Source organism: Variovorax sp. OK605, assembly GCF_900115445.1.
Classification (GTDB): Bacteria; Pseudomonadota; Gammaproteobacteria; order Burkholderiales; family Burkholderiaceae_C; genus Variovorax.
Map to the genome: position 1 here is coordinate 786,527 of NZ_FOWL01000002.1, position 16,293 is coordinate 802,819.

The 16,293-nt window shown below is 67.3% G+C and carries 19 protein-coding genes; 9 read left to right on the forward strand and 10 right to left on the reverse strand.

Annotated features, from left to right (window positions below):
• Positions 1-51: 51 nt before the first annotated feature.
• The 8 genes from BM013_RS08130 to BM013_RS08165 all read right to left on the reverse strand — a co-directional run bounded on the left by BM013_RS08130 (position 52) and on the right by BM013_RS08165 (position 5,786).
• Complete coding sequence (locus BM013_RS08130) at positions 52-801, reverse strand: helix-turn-helix transcriptional regulator (RefSeq protein ID WP_093125039.1); 750 nt, start codon at positions 799-801, stop codon at positions 52-54.
• Positions 801-1,271, reverse strand: coding sequence for an MGMT family protein (locus BM013_RS08135; protein ID WP_093125041.1), 471 nt, complete (start codon positions 1,269-1,271; stop codon positions 801-803). The genes BM013_RS08130 and BM013_RS08135 overlap by 1 nt, the downstream gene beginning before the upstream one ends.
• Entirely contained in the window at positions 1,268-1,717 is a 450-nt protein-coding gene (locus BM013_RS08140) for a GyrI-like domain-containing protein (protein WP_177206369.1), read from the reverse strand. Before BM013_RS08140 ends, BM013_RS08135 begins: the two co-directional genes overlap by 4 nt.
• 14 nt (positions 1,718-1,731) lie before the next feature.
• Positions 1,732-2,181, reverse strand: a complete 450-nt coding sequence (locus tag BM013_RS08145; protein ID WP_093125046.1) for an EVE domain-containing protein — start codon at positions 2,179-2,181, stop codon at positions 1,732-1,734.
• 9 nt (positions 2,182-2,190) lie between these two features.
• Complete coding sequence (locus tag BM013_RS08150) at positions 2,191-2,568, reverse strand: VOC family protein (RefSeq protein WP_093125049.1); 378 nt, start codon at positions 2,566-2,568, stop codon at positions 2,191-2,193.
• 173 nt (positions 2,569-2,741) lie between these two features.
• Positions 2,742-4,556 (reverse strand): PhoH family protein, encoded by a 1,815-nt coding sequence (locus BM013_RS08155; RefSeq protein WP_093125052.1) that lies wholly within the window; start codon positions 4,554-4,556, stop codon positions 2,742-2,744.
• Between the two features lie 220 nt (positions 4,557-4,776).
• Positions 4,777-5,253: a peroxiredoxin gene (locus BM013_RS08160; protein ID WP_007830801.1), complete on the reverse strand. Its 477-nt coding sequence runs from the start codon at positions 5,251-5,253 to the stop codon at positions 4,777-4,779.
• A gap of 149 nt (positions 5,254-5,402) precedes the next feature.
• Complete coding sequence (locus BM013_RS08165; RefSeq protein ID WP_093125054.1) at positions 5,403-5,786, reverse strand: Mth938-like domain-containing protein; 384 nt, start codon at positions 5,784-5,786, stop codon at positions 5,403-5,405.
• Between the two features lie 137 nt (positions 5,787-5,923).
• On the opposite strand from BM013_RS08165, the gene BM013_RS08170 reads away from it, so the two are divergent.
• From BM013_RS08170 to BM013_RS08205, 8 genes are read left to right on the forward strand one after another with little or no spacing between them, the layout of a single operon-like run.
• Entirely contained in the window at positions 5,924-7,156 is a 1,233-nt protein-coding gene (locus BM013_RS08170; protein ID WP_093125057.1) for a pyridoxal phosphate-dependent aminotransferase, read from the forward strand.
• The gene (locus BM013_RS08175; protein ID WP_093125060.1) at positions 7,153-8,184 is read left to right on the forward strand and encodes a DUF1176 domain-containing protein; all 1,032 of its coding nucleotides are present in this window, start codon (positions 7,153-7,155) and stop codon (positions 8,182-8,184) included. Before BM013_RS08170 ends, BM013_RS08175 begins: the two co-directional genes overlap by 4 nt.
• Before the next feature lie 23 nt (positions 8,185-8,207).
• Positions 8,208-9,530, forward strand: a complete 1,323-nt coding sequence (locus BM013_RS08180) for a homoserine dehydrogenase (RefSeq protein ID WP_093125062.1) — start codon at positions 8,208-8,210, stop codon at positions 9,528-9,530.
• Positions 9,531-9,548: 18 nt separating this feature from the next.
• Complete coding sequence (locus tag BM013_RS08185; protein WP_093125064.1) at positions 9,549-9,863, forward strand: response regulator; 315 nt, start codon at positions 9,549-9,551, stop codon at positions 9,861-9,863.
• A gap of 9 nt (positions 9,864-9,872) precedes the next feature.
• Positions 9,873-11,288 carry a threonine synthase gene (thrC, locus tag BM013_RS08190; RefSeq protein ID WP_093125067.1) on the forward strand — a complete coding sequence of 472 codons (1,416 nt, stop codon included), beginning with the start codon at positions 9,873-9,875 and terminating at the stop codon, positions 11,286-11,288.
• 18 nt (positions 11,289-11,306) lie between these two features.
• The gene (mobB, locus tag BM013_RS08195) at positions 11,307-11,852 is read left to right on the forward strand and encodes a molybdopterin-guanine dinucleotide biosynthesis protein B (RefSeq protein ID WP_093125070.1); all 546 of its coding nucleotides are present in this window, start codon (positions 11,307-11,309) and stop codon (positions 11,850-11,852) included.
• Positions 11,845-13,143 (forward strand): molybdopterin molybdotransferase MoeA, encoded by a 1,299-nt coding sequence (gene glp, locus BM013_RS08200; RefSeq protein WP_093125073.1) that lies wholly within the window; start codon positions 11,845-11,847, stop codon positions 13,141-13,143. Before mobB ends, glp begins: the two co-directional genes overlap by 8 nt.
• A gap of 8 nt (positions 13,144-13,151) precedes the next feature.
• A complete protein-coding gene (locus BM013_RS08205) occupies positions 13,152-13,403 on the forward strand; it encodes a MoaD/ThiS family protein (RefSeq protein ID WP_093125075.1) in 252 nt (83 codons plus the stop codon).
• On the opposite strand, the gene dapA is transcribed toward BM013_RS08205, so the two are convergent.
• Positions 13,390-14,301, reverse strand: a complete 912-nt coding sequence (gene dapA / locus BM013_RS08210; protein ID WP_093125078.1) for a 4-hydroxy-tetrahydrodipicolinate synthase — start codon at positions 14,299-14,301, stop codon at positions 13,390-13,392. The two genes, BM013_RS08205 and dapA, sit on opposite strands and share 14 nt — an antisense overlap.
• Before the next feature lie 256 nt (positions 14,302-14,557).
• On the opposite strand from dapA, the gene BM013_RS08215 reads away from it, so the two are divergent.
• Entirely contained in the window at positions 14,558-15,034 is a 477-nt protein-coding gene (locus tag BM013_RS08215) for a molybdenum cofactor biosynthesis protein MoaE (protein WP_093125080.1), read from the forward strand.
• Positions 15,035-15,044: 10 nt separating this feature from the next.
• Here the strand turns inward: BM013_RS08215 and BM013_RS08220 are convergent, their stop codons facing one another.
• A complete protein-coding gene (locus BM013_RS08220; RefSeq protein WP_093125083.1) occupies positions 15,045-16,049 on the reverse strand; it encodes a Bug family tripartite tricarboxylate transporter substrate binding protein in 1,005 nt (334 codons plus the stop codon).
• Between the last annotated feature and the right edge of the window lie 244 nt (positions 16,050-16,293).

Sequence of the window (16,293 nt, forward strand, 5' to 3'; positions counted from 1 at the left end):
CCGCGGTCAACGCGGTCAACGCGCTCAGCGCGCTCAGCGCGCTCAGCGCAATCAGCGCGGCCCGCCGGCATTCCAGGGCGGTGCGTCGGCGGGGTTCTGCGGCACGACCTTGCCGTGCGCGGTTTCGGCTTTCAACTGCCGCAGCATGTCGGCCAGCGTCTTGCCCGGTTCGTCGCGAAAGCGCTCCACCAGCAGTTCGATCGCATCCATGCGGTCGAGCCTGAAGCCCCTGAAGTCGTTGCGCAGTTCGCACCAGGTCGACAGCGTCCACACCTTCCCCCAGTAGAAGCAGCCGAGCGGCCGCACCGTGCGCTCGCTGGCATCGCCCGACACGTCGCGGTACTGCAGCCGCAGCTTGTTGTGCGACTGCACGGCCTCGCGCAACGTCTGCAGCCGCGCGCGCAGGGTGTGGTCCAGGCCCAGCGCGGGCGCGTACAGGGCCAGCGCTTCGGCCGACACACGGGCCGCCGGCGGCAGCACCGACAGGATCTTGCCCAGCCCGGTCTCGATGTCGCGCGCCAGCGCCGGATCGACCCAGCTTTGCGCGAGCCGCGCCGCTGCCACGAGCGCCGAAGCCTCGTCCTGCGTGAACATCAGCGGCGGCAATTCGAAGCCCGCGCCCAGCCGGTAGCCCACGCCGGCCTCACCCTCGATGGGCACGCCCTGGTGCTGCAGGTCCGCCACGTCGCGGTACACGGTGCGCTCGGACACCTCCAGGCGCTGCGCGAGGAAGGCGGCCGTGGTCAGGCGGCGGCCGCGGATGAGCTGGACGAGCTGGAAGAGTCGGTCGGCGCGGCGCATCAGCGGGTTCCCGTGAGCTTCTTCGCGAAGTCTTCGACGAAGTAGCGCTTGCCGCGCTGCACGACGGTGTGGCCTTCGGCCTCGAGCTTGGACATCTGCGCGTCGATGCCGCCGGGGTACTTGGGGTTGAGTTCGCCGCCGATCTTGAGGGTGCGCCAGTAGGGCGTCTGGCGGCCTTGCTGCGCCGGTGCTTCTTCGGCCGCATGCGCGACCATGTGCGCGAAGATCGCCGTGGTCACGGTGCAGCCGATGGTGGCCTCGTGGCGCACCGCAATGTCTTGGCCGATGCCCATCACGGTGACGAGCCGGCCCTCGGGAATGCTGCGCATGGCGGCTTCCACTTCCCGCGGCGACGGCGTGGCGATCGTGCCCTCGCCATGCCTGGGGCGCAAGGCGGCGGGAATCGCCCTGACGCTCGGCAGGTGAGGGTAGCTGGCCAGCCTGTCGTGCCAGCTCTTCTTGAGGCTCATGCAACTCCGATGTGGATCGCCACCTTGTCGGGCCCTTCGTAGGCTTCGAAATCGCTGCGGTAGCGGCGCGCGATTGTCGGGTGCGCCTCGAAATACTGCCAGATGCGCTGCCAGGTGGCGATGACCATCTGCGGCATCTCGCCCTGGCCGGTGAAGACGAGGTAGTCGCCGGCCTCGATGGCCACGCTGCCTTCGCCGCTGGTCACTGCGACGCCGGCCGTCACGTCGAAGGCGCCGTTGGCGTCGGATTCGTAGGCCGAGTACACGCCGAAGATGCGGGTGTCGCCGTTGCGGTGCGGCGTCGACGCGTAGGTCTGTTCACCGAAGAAGCGGCCCCACAGCGCACCGAGCCGGGCGGTTGCGGGGATGCTTTCCTCGCGGTTGGTGGTGCGTTCCGTGAGGCCCGCGACGCGGAAGGCGTCGTGGTGTTGGCGGATGGGTTCCATGTGTTCTGTTCTCTTCAAAGTGCCAGTGTCTTCAGGTCGGCCTTCATGGCCTGGGCGATCAGCTTCATGTCGTCGTCGCCGACGTCGAACATGCCGAAGCGGAATTTATAGCCCCACAGCTTCGGGTTCTCGATGAAGGCGAGGCGCTCGATCAACGGCGCGATCGGCGCCTCGTGCGCGCCCGTGTAGGCCACGTCGCGGCGCCACGGGACGAAGCCGTTGCCCATGTCGAACTCGTAGGGCGCGCCAGTTTGCACGATGCCGATCGACACGAAGCTCTGCAGCTTGTCGGTGCCGCTGAACACCGTGGCCGGCGAGTAGTAGACGACACGGTCGCCGCCCGAAATCCGCTTGAGAGGCGCGTGCTTGCCATGGCAGGCCTGCATGAAGCCGAGCGGGCGGTGGTCGCGGCCGCGGCGCGCGTGTTCGGCGCTGGCCACGGCGATCCAGTTGCGCTGCGTCATGGCTGTGGCTCAGTCGAGGGCGTGCAGGCCGACTTCGTTGCCTTCGGTGTCGCGCATGTGGGCGATGAAACCCATGCCGGGCGGCAATGCGGACTTGGGCGCCACGATCTGGCCGCCGGCGGCCTCGATGCGCGCGAGCACGGCATCGATGCCGGGCATGCAGTCGAGGTAGATGCGAATGCCGGTGCCGGCGCGCGCGCTGGCGCTGGCGCCGGCCTGCAGGGCGCCGCCCGTGGCGGGTTTGTCGTACGGGAAGATGGCCAGCGTCTCGCCGCCGATGTTCTCGCGGCGCAGCTTGCGGCCCAGCACGGTCTCGTAGAAGGCCTGGGCACGGTCGATGTCGGCGACCGGGATCTCGAACCAGCTGATGACGTTCTGCTTGTACATGGGGACTCTCTTTCGTGTCGGTTGAAGGAGCCCCGATGGTGCGACCCGCCTCCTGACAACGTGTTGTCAGGAGCCTGTCACGGCGGGCGAAAAAAAGCCCGCGATGCTCTTGCGAGCATGCGGGCTTCTTGCAGGTCGAGAACTGGCGAGCGGACGGGTCGGCAGTCGGGTCGTCAGAGCACGTCGCTGGCGAAATCGGCCAGGCGCGAGCGTTCGCCGCGCGCCAGCGTGATGTGCCCGCCGTGCGGCCAGCCCTTGAACTTGTCGACCGCGAAGGTCAGGCCCGAGGAGCCTTCCGTCAGGTACGGCGTGTCGATCTGCGCCAGGTTGCCCATGCAGATGATCTTGGTGCCGGGGCCGGCACGGGTGATCAGCGTCTTCATCTGCTTGGGCGTGAGGTTCTGCGCCTCGTCGATGATCACGTACTTGTTGAGGAAGGTGCGCCCGCGCATGAAGTTCATGCTCTTGACCTTGATGCGGCTGCGGATCAGCTCGTTGGTGGCCGCGCGGCCCCACTCGCCGGCACCACCGCCGTCGCCCTTGGCCAGGAACTCGAGGTTGTCGTCCAGCGCGCCCATCCAGGGGCCCATCTTTTCTTCTTCCGTGCCGGGCAGGAAGCCGATGTCCTCGCCCACGCTCACGGTGGCGCGGGTCATGATGATCTCGGTGTAGCGGCGGTCGTCGAGCACCTGCGTGAGGCCGGAGGCCAGCGCCATCAGGGTCTTGCCGGTGCCGGCGGTGCCGGTCAGCGTGACGAAGTCGATCTCGGGGTCCATCAGCAGGTTCATCGCGAAGTTCTGCTCGCGGTTGCGGGTGTTCACGCCCCACACGGCGTTCTTGCCCGAGCTGTAGTCCTTCAGCGTCTTGAGCACCGCGGTCTTGTCGCGGATCTCGGTGACGCGCGCGTACATGCTCGGTTCACCGGGCGCCTCGAAGTACACGAACTGGTTGATGTACAGGTTGGGCACCAGCGGACCGCTGATCCGGTAGAACGTGTTGCTGCCGCTCTGCCAGCTCTCCACGGTCTTGCTCTGGCGGGTCCAGAAGTCGGCCGGCAGTGCCAGCGAACCCGCGTAGAGCAGGTCGCCGTCTTCCAGCGTCTTGTCGTTCTGGTAGTCGTCGGCGGCCAGGCCCAGCGCGCGCGCCTTGACGCGCATGTTGATGTCCTTGGACACCAGCACCACTTCCTGCCTGGGCTTGCCGGGCTTGTCGGTGGCGTACTCGTCGCGCAGTGCCTGCACCACGCCCAGGATCTGGTTGTCGGCCTTGCCCTGCGGCAGGCTGACCGGCAGCGAGTAGTCGAGCGGGGCGGTCTGGAAGAACAGCCTGCCGCCGGCCTCGCGGTGGCCGGTGGTGTCGAGCTTCAGGCCCTTGTCGATGTCGGCGTCCTGCGCACCGGCCAGCGCGTCGAGCGTGCGGCTGGTCTGGCGGCCATTGCGTGCGACTTCGGTGGTGCCCTTCTTGTGGCCGTCGAGCTCTTCCAGCACGATCATCGGCAGGAAGATGTCGTGTTCCTCGAAGCGGAACAGGCACATCGGGTCGTGCAGCAGCACGTTGGTGTCGAGCACGAACAGCTTGGCCGGTCCGGTGGACTTGCTGCGCTTGGTGCGGGCCGGGGCCTGCGGTGCGGCCACCGGGGCAGGGGCGGGCGCGGCCGGGGAGAGCGTGGGCACGCGCGTCTCGACCTGGATGGCCACGGGCTGCTGCGGCGCGCTCACCGGCACGGGCGCGGGTGTGGACGCGGGCACGGGCACGGGCACCGGTTTGGCCTTGGCCTTGGCCCGGCGCGACGGACGGGCGGTTTCGCCGCCGCCTTCGGCGCCGAGGTTGTCGAACAGTTCCAGCGGCTGCGGGCCGCGCGAACCGGCATCGTCAGCACGCTCTTCGCCGGACCGGCGCGAGCCCCTGTGCGAGGACCGGGCGGGCGCGTCGATCGCGTCCGGCGAGAGCAATGCAGCGCGTTTCGTGGGGGCGGGAGGCAATGGCATGTGTCAGATCGCTCGCAGAAAGTAGGAACCAGAAAACGAAAAAGCCGCCTGTAGACCAAGGCGGCTTTGTTCGGGGGATGCGGTCGTGGAGCTCAACGGCATGAGGCCATTATGCACACCCCGGATGACGGCCCGGCTGCTCTTTACGCGCTGCGTTGGGCATTCCCCACGCAGCGCTGCCAAAGCGCCGGACCGGCGAGCTGTTCGCCCGCCGCGGCCGTCAGGCGGCCTTCTTGAGGGCCTTGACAGCCTTGAGCACGTCGTCGACATGGCCCGGGACCTTGAGTCCGCGCCATTCGGCCTTCAGGATGCCGTCGGCGCCGATCAGGAAGGTGCTGCGCTCGATGCCCTTGACCTTCTTGCCGTACATGATCTTGTTCTTGACCACGCCGAACATGTGGCACATCTTCTCTTCGGTATCGGCAATGAGCTCGAAGGGGAGTTCGAGCTTGGCCTTGAACTCGTCGTGCGACTTCATGTTGTCGCGCGAAACGCCGAACACCGTGGCCCCTGCCTTTTCGAAGTCCTTGTAGCGGTCGCGGAATTGCATCGCTTCGGTGGTACAGCCCGGAGTGTTATCTTTCGGGTAAAAGTACATGACCAGCACGTGGCCGAGATGCGAGGTATTCGAGACCTTGAGGCCGCCCGTGGCGTTGGCGTCGAATTCAGGAATGGGTTTGTTGACAACGATCGCCATGAAACTTGTTTTCTCCGTTAGATTCCGTCTTCGAGCCCTCTCGCACCGTTTTCAGACGGGCTTGCTCGAAGAATGAAGGATTGGTCGTTGCTAACTTTGGGGTAGCGGGCCTGTTCGCAACCCAGTATTTTACCCCGAAAACACCCGCCTCAGTCAGCCGCCGGGCTCTCGACGAGCAGGGCAGCGATGACATGCCTGCCTTCGCCGGCCAGGATGTTGTAGGTTCGGCAGGCCGCGGCGGTGTCCATGGTCTCCACGCCGGTGCGTTGCGCCATCAGTGGCCGCAGCCATGCGGGCTGGGGGAACCGGATTCGGCTTCCGCTGCCGAAAATGATCAATTCCGCGCCCAGCGAGGCCAGTTGCGCGAAATGTTCCGGCCCGATCTGCTCGAAGCTCGAACAATCCCAGGCGAAGCGCTCGCCGCGTGAGCCGACGACCACGCTGCCTTCGACCTTTTCGTTGTTGATCGCCACCCAGCCGGGGCCGTGTGCGGTGAGGGATTGGGCGTCGGATTTGTCGGGCTGGAGCTTCATCTGTGCACTGGGAACTGTGGTCAAATTATAGGTTTTCCCTAGTGACACGAGCCCTCGCAAGGGCTTTTTCCAGACGTGGCCCTCCGGGCCTGTAACTCCGAGTAAGCAACCCGTTAACCCGAGCCCGGGAGGGCCCTTTGAAGCAGCTCAAGAAATCGGCCAAGCTGGCCAACGTCCTCTACGACATCCGCGGTCCCATCATGGACGCCGCCAAGCAGATGGAAGAGGACGGCCAGAAGATCATCAAGCTCAACATCGGCAACCTCGCCGTGTTCGGCTTCGATGCCCCGGAGGAAATCCAGCAGGACATGGCGCGCAACCTGCCGATTTCCGCCGGTTACTCCGACAGCAAGGGCGTCTTCGCCGCGCGCAAGGCGGTGATGCATGAGACGCAGAAGCAGGGCATCACGGGCGTCACGCTCGACGACATCTACCTCGGCAACGGCGCCAGCGAGCTGATCGCCATGTCGACCAACGCGCTGCTCGACGACGGCGACGAGCTGCTGCTCCCGGCCCCCGACTACCCGCTGTGGACCGCCTCCACCAGCCTGTCCGGCGGCACCCCCGTGCATTACCTGTGCGACGAGGCCAATGGCTGGATGCCCAACCTGGACGACATCCGCGCCAAGATCACGCCGCGCACCAAGGGCATCGTGGTCATCAACCCGAACAACCCGACCGGCGCGCTGTATTCCGACGATCTGCTGAAGAGCATCGTGGCCATCGCGCGCGAGCACGGCCTGGTGATCTTCGCCGACGAGGTCTACGACAAGGTGCTGTACGACGGTGTCAAGCACACCGCCATCGCCAGCCTGTCGAGCGACGTGCTCACGCTGACCTTCAATTCGCTTTCCAAGAGCTACCGTTCGTGCGGCTACCGCGCCGGCTGGCTCGTGGTGTCGGGCGACAAGCGCAGTGCGCAGGACTACATCGAGGGCCTGAACATGCTCTCGAACATGCGCCTGTGCGCCAACGTGCCCGGCCAGTGGGCCATCCAGACGGCGCTCGGCGGCTACCAGAGCATCAACGACCTCGTGTGCGATGGCGGCCGCCTGCGCCGCCAGCGCGACCTGGCCTACGAGCTCATCACCGCCATTCCCGGCGTGAGCTGCGTCAAGCCCAGCGCCGCGCTCTACATGTTCCCCAAGCTCGACCCCGAGGTCTACCCGATCGAGGACGACCGCCAGTTCTTCCTCGAGCTGCTGAAGGAAACCCGCGTGATGCTGGTGCAGGGCACCGGCTTCAACTGGGCCACGCCCGACCACTTCCGCATCGTGTTCCTGCCCCATGAGGACGATCTGCGCGAGGCCATCAACCGCATCGCGAAGTTCCTGGAGCAGTACCGCTTGCGCCGCAAGACGCGCCCATGAAGCCGGCCTGCGTCGCTGCCGCCCTGTCGCTTGCCGCGCTGTCTGCGCTTTCTGCGGCCGCCGCCGACAAGGCGCCCGTTTCCTTCTCGCACAACGACTGGGAACTGGCCTGCGACAACACGCGCACCTGCCGCGCAGCCGGCTACCAGCAGGACGGCGAGCCGGTGTCGATGCGCATCACCCGCAAGGCCGGGCCCGGCACCACGGTCGACATCGCGCTGCAAGCTGGCGGCGAAGACGAGCTCAAGGGCCCGTTGCGCCTGAAGGTCGGCAAGGCCACCGTGTCCGGCCTCGAGGGTGGTTCTCCCAGCCTCGACGCCAACCAGGTCCGCACCGTGCTGCCCGAACTCCTCAAGAGCGACGATGCCACCCTCACGGCCGGTGGCGGCAAGAAGCGGGTGCTCTCGCTGTCCGGCCTCAACGCCGTGCTGTTGAAGATGGACGAAGCCCAGGGCCGCGTCGACACGCCGGGCGCGCTGGTGCGCCGCGGCGGCAAGCCCGAATCCTCCGTGCTGGCGGCGCTGCCGATGCCCGTCGTCAATGCGCTCAAGCCCGTCAAGGCGCGCCCCGGCGACGATGCCCTGGCGGCGCGCATCTTTCCCTCTCTCAAGTTGAGCGAAGCCGACGGCCCTTGCAACAGCATGGACGCGGTGCAAGCGAAGTCGCTTCAGGTCCACCGCCTGACCGACAGCAAGGTCCTGCTGTCGCTGGAATGCAGCGTGGGTGCCTACAACTCCACCAGCCAGCTCTGGATCGCCAGCGACAAGCCGCCCTATGCGCCATCGGCCCTCGAAGCCAACGGCGATTTCGACGACAAGGACGCCAGCGTCTCCTCCGTCATGAGGGTCCGCGGCATCGGCGACTGCGTGTCGAGCGAAACCTGGCACTTCGACGGCAAGGGCTTCGTGCGAACCGGCGCCACCATCGACAGCCTGTGCCGCGACTTTCCCGGCGGCGCCTGGAACTTGCCTCGCTACGTCAGCCGCGTCGTGAACGCCACGCCGTCCGCCACCCCATCCAAACCATGAACGCAACGAGTGCGACTCCCCCAATGAAACCCATCCAAGTAGGCCTGCTCGGCGCAGGCACGGTCGGCAGCGGCACCTTCAAGGTGCTCCAGCGCAACCAGGAAGAAATCAAGCGCCGCGCCGGCCGCGGCATCGAGATCACCATGGTGGCCGACCTCGACACCGCCCGCGCCCGCGAAGTGGCCGGTGAAGGCGTCAAGGTGGTCGCCGATGCGCGCGAGATCATCGCCAACCCCGACATCGACATCGTCATCGAGCTCATCGGCGGCTACGGCATCGCCAAGCAACTCGTGCTCGAAGCCATCGCGGCCGGCAAGCACGTGGTCACCGCCAACAAGGCGCTGCTCGCGGTGCACGGCACCGAGATCTTCGCGGCCGCGCACGCCAAGGGCGTGATGGTGGCCTTCGAGGCCGCGGTGGCCGGCGGCATCCCGATCATCAAGGCGCTGCGCGAAGGCCTCACGGCCAACAGCATCCAGTGGCTGGCCGGCATCATCAACGGCACCACCAACTTCATCCTGTCCGAGATGCGCGATAAGGGCCTGGACTTCGCGACCGTGCTCAAGGAAGCGCAACGCCTGGGCTACGCCGAAGCCGACCCGACCTTCGACATCGAAGGCGTGGACGCCGGCCACAAGGTCACGCTGATGAGCGCGATCGCCTTCGGCATTCCGGTGCAGTTCGACAAGGCCCACATCGAAGGCATCACCAAGCTCGCCGCGCAGGACATCAAGTACGCCGAACAGCTGGGCTACCGCATCAAGCTGCTGGGCGTCACCAAGCGCACCGCCAAGGGCATCGAGCTGCGCGTGCATCCGTCGCTCGTGCCGTCCAAGCGCCTGCTGGCCAACGTCGAAGGCGCAATGAACGCCGTGGTGGTGCACGGCGATGCCGTGGGCACCACGCTGTACTACGGCAAGGGCGCCGGCAGCGAGCCGACCGCCAGCGCCGTGATCGCCGACCTGGTCGACATCACCCGCCTGCACACCGCCGACGCCGCGCACCGCGTGCCGCACCTCGCCTTCCATCCGGACGCCATGAGCGACCTGAAGGTGCTGCCCATGTCCGAAGTCGTCACCAGCTACTACCTGCGCCTGCGCGTGGCCGACCAGGCCGGCGTGCTCGCCAAGGTGACGGGCCTGCTCGCCACCGCCGGCATCAGCATCGACGCCGTGCTGCAGCGCGAAGCCGACGAAGTGGGCGGCGAAGGCTCCACGCAGACCGACCTCATCATCCTCACGCACGACGCGCGCGAGGGCACCGTCAACGACGTCATGGCCGAGCTGCAGGCGCTGCCGACCGTGCTCGAACCCATCGTGCGCATCCGCAAGGAAGAGCTGTCCTGACCGTCGTGGAACGCCGGTGTGCCCACGCTGATCGCCACCTTCGCGCTGGTCGGGTTGCTCCGCTTCGCGCACGTGGAGCTTCCTCGCTGGCACCTGGCGTTCTGGTTCGCGGTGCTGGTCGTGCTGGCGCTGTTCGCGAGCCTCGGATGGTGGCAACTTGCGCTCAATGGGGCGGGCAGCTTCCTGGCAGCCTGGGCCTACTTCTGCGCGCTCGATGCGACGGACAATGTCGAATACCGGGCATTGCACTACGTCGTTCTTTTCTTCGGTCTGTTGGCCTTGATCGGCTCTCGCTTCTGGCTTGATATCCGTCACTATGGAATCGGTCTCTAGGAATATCCTGTGAACTACCTGAGCACCCGCGGCCACCCCGACCGCAAGCGCTTCTGCGAAATCCTCCTCGAAGGCCTCGCGCCCGATGGCGGCCTCTATCTGCCCGAGCAATATCCGCAGGTCGACACCGCCACGCTCGCCAAATGGCGCGCGCTGCCCTACGCCGAGCTGGCGTTCGAGATCCTCTCGCTCTACATCGACGACATTCCGCCGGCCGACCTGAAGGCGATCTGCGCGAAGACCTACACCGCCGACGTGTTCGGCTCCGAAGAGATCGTGCCGCTGCGCGAGCTCGAAGACGGCGTGTACCTCGAAGCCCTGTCCAACGGCCCCACGCTGGCCTTCAAGGACATGGCGATGCAGCTGCTGGGCAACCTGTTCGAGTACGAACTGACCCGCCGCGGCGCGGAGCTCAACATCCTGGGCGCGACCAGCGGCGACACCGGCAGCGCGGCCGAGTACGCCATGCGCGGCAAGAAGGGCGTGCGCGTGTTCATGACCTCGCCGGACGGCCGCATGAGCCCGTTCCAGCAGGCACAGATGTTCAGCCTGCAGGACGAGAACATCCACAACATCGCCATCACTGGCGTGTTCGACGACTGCCAGGACATCGTCAAGGCGGTGTCGAACGACCTGGCCTTCAAGCGCAAGTACCGCATCGGCACGGTCAACTCGATCAACTGGGCGCGCCTGCTGGCGCAGGTCGTCTACTACTTCGCGGGCTACTTCCAGGCCACGGCGGGCAACGACAAGCCCGTGAGCTTCACGGTGCCCTCGGGCAACTTCGGCAACGTCTGCGCGGGCCACGTGGCACGCATGATGGGCCTGCCGATCCAGACGCTGGTGGTCGCCACCAACGAGAACGACGTGCTCGAGGAGTTCTTCCGCACCGGCGTCTACCGCGTGCGCGCGTCGGTCGACACGCACGAGACCTCGAGCCCGTCGATGGACATCAGCAAGGCCAGCAATTTCGAGCGCTTCGTGTTCGACCTGGTCGGGCGCGACGCCGCCAGGCTGCGCAAGCTGTTCGTGGAAGACCTGGGCCTGCAGGGCAGCTTCGACCTGAGCACCGACCCGGTGTTCGAGCAGGCCGCCGGGCGCTTCGGCTTCAAGAGCGGACGCAGCACGCACGCCGACCGCCTGGCCACCATCCGCGACACCGACAAGCGCTTTGCCACGCTGGTCGACCCGCACACCGCCGACGGCCTGAAGGCCGCGCGCGAACAGCTCGCGCCGGGCGTGCCGATGGTGGTGCTGGAGACCGCATTGCCCATCAAGTTCGCCGCCACGCTGGTCGAGGCGCTGGGCGAGGAACCCGCGCGGCCGAAGAAGTTCGAAGGCATCGAGGCGCTGCCCAAGCGCGTCGTGAAGCTGCCGGCCGACGCCGAGGCCGTGAAGGCCTACATCGCCGAAAACTGTGACTGACCCCGGTCGCGCCCCCGCATGAAGGTCGTCGGTTTCGCCGGTTATTCGGGCGCGGGCAAGACCACGCTGCTGGAGCGCCTCATTCCGGCGCTCAAGCAGCTCGGCCAGCGCGTGTCGGTGGTCAAGCACGCGCACCACAAGTTCGACATCGACCATCCCGGCAAGGACACCTACCGCCACCGCGAGGCCGGTGCCTTCGAGGTGGTGGTGGCGTCCGACAAGCGGCTCGCGGTCATGCGCGAGTTCGAGGTGCCGGTGGAACTCGATGTGCACCAGCTGCTGGCCGAGGTGCACCCGGCCGCCGACTGGGTGCTGGTCGAGGGCTTCCGGCACAGCGACGTGCTGAAGATCGAGATCTGGCGCCAGCCCGAGGGCAGCGAGCCGTCGCGCCCGGTGCTCTACGTCGACGATCCCTTCGTCACCGCCATTGCCACGGACGACCCCGCCAGCCTGCCGTCGCCCACCGAGCGGCCGCTGTTCGACCTCAACGACGCCGAGGCCATTGCGAAGTGGTTGATCGACAGCGGCGAGCGCTTCGAATACAACCCCGAACACCATGGCTGACACACCCGTTCCCGCTCCCGTTCCTTTTTCGGCCTCTTCGCTGCGCCCGCCGCTGATGCCGCTCGACGAAGCCATCGCGGTCCTGCTCGCGAAGGCCACGCCGGTGTTGCCCGCCGAAAGCGTCGGCACCTTCGACGCCGACGGCCGCGTGCTGGCGCAGGACCTGGTCTCGGGCCTCACCGTGCCGCCGCGCGACAACAGCGCGATGGACGGCTACGCCGTGCGCGTGGCCGACTGCGCCGCGCCGGGCGCCGAACTGGCCGTGGCGCAGCGCATTCCCGCGGGCACCGTCGGCACCGCGCTGGCGGTGGGCACCGCGGCGCGCATCTTCACGGGCGCGCAGATTCCCGAAGGCGCCGACGCGGTCGTGATGCAGGAAGACACCGCGGCCACGCCTCAGGAAGGCAGCCTGGGCTCGGTGCGCATCGCCATCGTGCCGGCCGCCGGCCAGTGGGTGCGCCGCGCGGGCGAAGACGTGGCTTCGGGCGACGTCGTGCTCAGGCAGGGCGAGCGCCTCACGCCCGCCGCGCTCGGCCTTGCCGCCAGCGTGGGCTTCGACCGCCTGCAGGTCGCGCGCAAGCCGCGCGTGGCCATGCTCTCGACCGGCGACGAGCTGGTGATGCCCGGCGAAGTCACGCCCGACGCCATGAAGCCCGGCGCGATCTACAACTCGAACCGCTTCTTCATGCGCGCCTTGCTGCACCGCCTGGGCTGTGAGGTGAACGACCTGGGCATCGTGCCCGACAACCGCGAGGCGACCATCGCGGCGCTGCGCGACGCGGCCGAAAGCAGCGACCTGATCATCACGACCGGCGGGGTCTCCGTCGGCGAGGAAGACCACATCCGCGCGGCGCTGCAGTCGCTCGGCGAGCTGCAACTCTGGTCGCTGTCGATGAAGCCCGGCAAGCCCTTTGCCTATGGTTCCATCGCGCGCGGCAACGGGCAGGGCGCCTGCCATGTGACGGGGCTGCCCGGCAACCCGGTGTCGAGCTTCCTGACCTTCCTGATGCTGGTGCGGCCCTTCCTGCTGACACTGCAGGGCGCCACGCGGGTCGCGCCCGAAGCGGTGCAGATGCGCGCCGATTTCGACTGGCTGCGCGCCGACAAGCGCCGCGAGTTCCTGCGCGCGCGGCGCAACGCGGCGGGCGGGCTCGAGCTGTTCGGCAACCAGAGCTCGGGCGTGTTGACGTCGATGGTCTGGGGCGACGGCGTGGTCGACAACCCGGCGGGCCACACCATCCGGTCGGGCGACACCGTCGACTTCATTCCCTTCGCCTCGCTGCTCGGCTGAACCGCGCCATGAAAGTCCGGATCCGTTATTTCGCCTCGGTGCGCGAGGCGCTTTCCAGCAGCGGCGAAACCGTCGACACGCAGGCCGCCACGCTCGCGGCATTGCGCGACGAACTCATCGCGCGCGGCGGCGCCTACGCCACCGCGCTGGCACGCGGCAAGGCGGTGCGCATGGCGCTCGACCAGCTCATGAGCGACGAAGCCGCCGCGCTGGGCGACGACTGCGAAGTGGCTTTCTTCCCGCCCGTCACGGGCGGTTGAGCCGGGCGTCGAGCGCCACCAGGCGCTCGCGCAGGCCGTTGGACGCACGGGTCATCGGCGAGCGCAGCTCGTCCTGCATCTGGCCCGTGTGCGCGAGCAAAGCCTTCAGCGGGCCGGGGTTGGGTTCGGCAAACAGCATCTCCACCAGCGGCTGCAGCGCCTGCCATTCGGTACGCGCCTCGGCCAGGCGGTTGTCCGCCAGCAGGCGCACCAGCTGCACGAAGCGGCGCGTCTGCACGTTGCCGCTGGCCGCTATGGCGCCCGCGCCGCCTTCGGCCATGGTTGCGAAGATCTGGTGGTCTTCGCCCGTCAGCACCTGCAGCCGGCCGTCGGCAATCACCGCGCGCGTCTTGGCCATGTCGCCGCCGCAGTCCTTGATGGCGTGGATGCGCGGGTGCGCGGCCAGCGCCAGCAGCGTGTCGCGGGCGATGGTGACGCCGGTGCGGTAGGGAATGTCGTAGACCAGCATAGGCACCGTGCTGGCGTCGGCGATGGCGTGGAACCATTCGAGCAGGCCGACCTGCGAGGGGCGCACGTAGTGCGGCGCGGCCACCAGCAGGCCCGCCAGCGGGCGTTCCGAGAGCTTGCGGGCCCAGGCCGTGGCCTTGCCCAGGTGGTAACCCGAAATGCCCATGACGACCGGCAAACCGCCCGCCGCGCCCAGCACCGTGTCGAGCATGGCGAGCTGTTCGGCCTCGTCGAGCGCGGCGGCCTCGCCGGTCGAGCCGCAGGGCACGAAGCCGGTCACGCCGTCCTCGGCGAGGCGGCGGGTCAGGGCGGCAAGCGCGGCGTGGTCGACCGCACCGTCCCGGAACGGGGTGACGAGCGCCACCCAGAAGCCGGAGAAATCAGGCGCGGTGGAGGAGGTTGGGGATGTGGTGTCGAGTTGTAGAGGCACGCGGGTTTCCTTTCAGGAATCGACCGATGGAAAGAACCACCGTCCGATGCGCGCGCAACCCAAGAGGGGCCAAAGCCTTTGTGCAGGTTCCGTCGCTCATCCGACGACGGAACCTCGGCTCCGGTCAGACGAGCTTTGGTTTTTTGGCTTTGCTGCAGCCCTGGCGCGCACCACGGCCTTCGGGGTGCGAGGGCACCATGAAGGATGTGGGGAGGCAAGGCATCGCGGCAGTTTATCCCGGTGCCACAATTCCGGCATGAGCGGCGCACGTGTTTCGATCCAGACAGCAGATTTCGACCTGGCACAGGAGGTCGCCGCGTTGCGCGCCGGCGACACGCGCGTGGGCGCGGTGTGCACTTTCGTGGGCACGGTGCGCGACCGCAACGACGGCAGCAGCGTCTCGTCGATGGAGCTGGAGCACTACCCCGGCATGACCGAGAAGGCCATCGAGGCCATGATCGACGAGGCGGTCAGGCGCTTCGACATCCTCGGCGCGCGCGTGGTCCATCGCGTGGGCCTGCTGCAGCCGCTGGACCAGATCATGATGGTGGCGGTGGTGTCGGCGCACCGCGCTCAGAGCTTCGAGGCCTGCGAGTTCCTGATGGACTACCTGAAGACCCAGGCGCCGTTCTGGAAGAAAGAGCAGACGCCCGAAGGCGCCCGCTGGGTCGATGCGCGCGTGGCCGACGACGCGGCGCTCGCGCGCTGGGGCATCAGCGCCCCGAACGCCTGAGAGGCTTCCTTTACAGCGGCTTGAACCCGCTGGCCTGGATGATCTTTTCCCAGGCCTGCGTGTAGGTGCGCACGCGGCCCGCGAACTGGCCCTGCGGCTCGTAGCCCACCGTCAGCCCCATCGTGGTGAGCTTCTGCTTCACGTCGGGCATGGCCAGCACCTTCTGCAGCGCGTCGCCGTACTTGTCGATGATCGGCTGCGGCGTGCCCACCGGCGCGAAGATGCCGTAGTAGGGCAGGTCGTCCAGGTTCGCGAAGCCCAGTTCGGTGAAGGTCGGCACGTTCGGAATCACGGCCTGGCGCTTGGCGCCGATGGAGGCCACGATGCGCACCTTGCCGGCCTTGTGGTTCTCGATGAAGTCCGGCACCGAGGCGATGCCCGCGGTGATCTGGTTGCCCAGCATGTCGGCCGTCATGGGCGCGCTGCCGCGGTAGGGCGCGGGCTGCACGTCGATCTTGTACTTGTCCGAGATCATCTTCACCAGGAACTCGGGAATCGAGGCCGGTGCCGGGATGCCGATGGTTTCCTTGCCGCCCTTTTGCGTGCGGACCCACTTCACGTACTCGTCCATGGTCTTGGCGGGCGTGCCGCCCGACACCGCCAGCACGTTGGCGAAGGTCGCGAAGCCGGCCACGGGCACGAAGTCGGTGGCGGGGTTGAAGCCCGGGTTCTTGATGACCTGCGGCAGGATCGAGATGGTGTGGTCATGCGAGAGGAACAGCGTGTGGCCGTCGGCCGGCGAAGACTTCAGCACGGTGGCCGCAATCTGCCCGCCCGCGCCCGCGCGGTTTTCCACCACCACGGGCACGCCCAGCACGTCCTTGAGCTTCTCGCCCAGCGTGCGCGCGATCGCGTCGGTGCCCGCGCCGGCCGGAAAGCCCACCAGCAGCCGGATGGGGGTGCCGCTCTGCGCCTGCGCGAGACCCGACAGGCTGGACAGGCCTACAGCTGCCAGAAAGACGCCCGCGCTGATCGCCCGGCGCACCGGTTGAACGCGCTGCATTGAAAAAACCATGATCGACTCCATTCGAGAGAGAGAAATGCCTACGGGCAAGGAAAGGGATCTTGTGCAATACCCGTGCCCGGGTTGCCCCGGTCTGCAGGTAATGGCGGACAGCCTTGAATCGTGCCCGAACGGCCCTATTTTGGATGCAGGAATACCACCATGCGACAAGACAAACTCACCACCAAATTTCAGGAAGCACTGGGCGACGCCCAGTCGCTCGCGCTGGGCAACGACAACGCCTACATCGAACCGG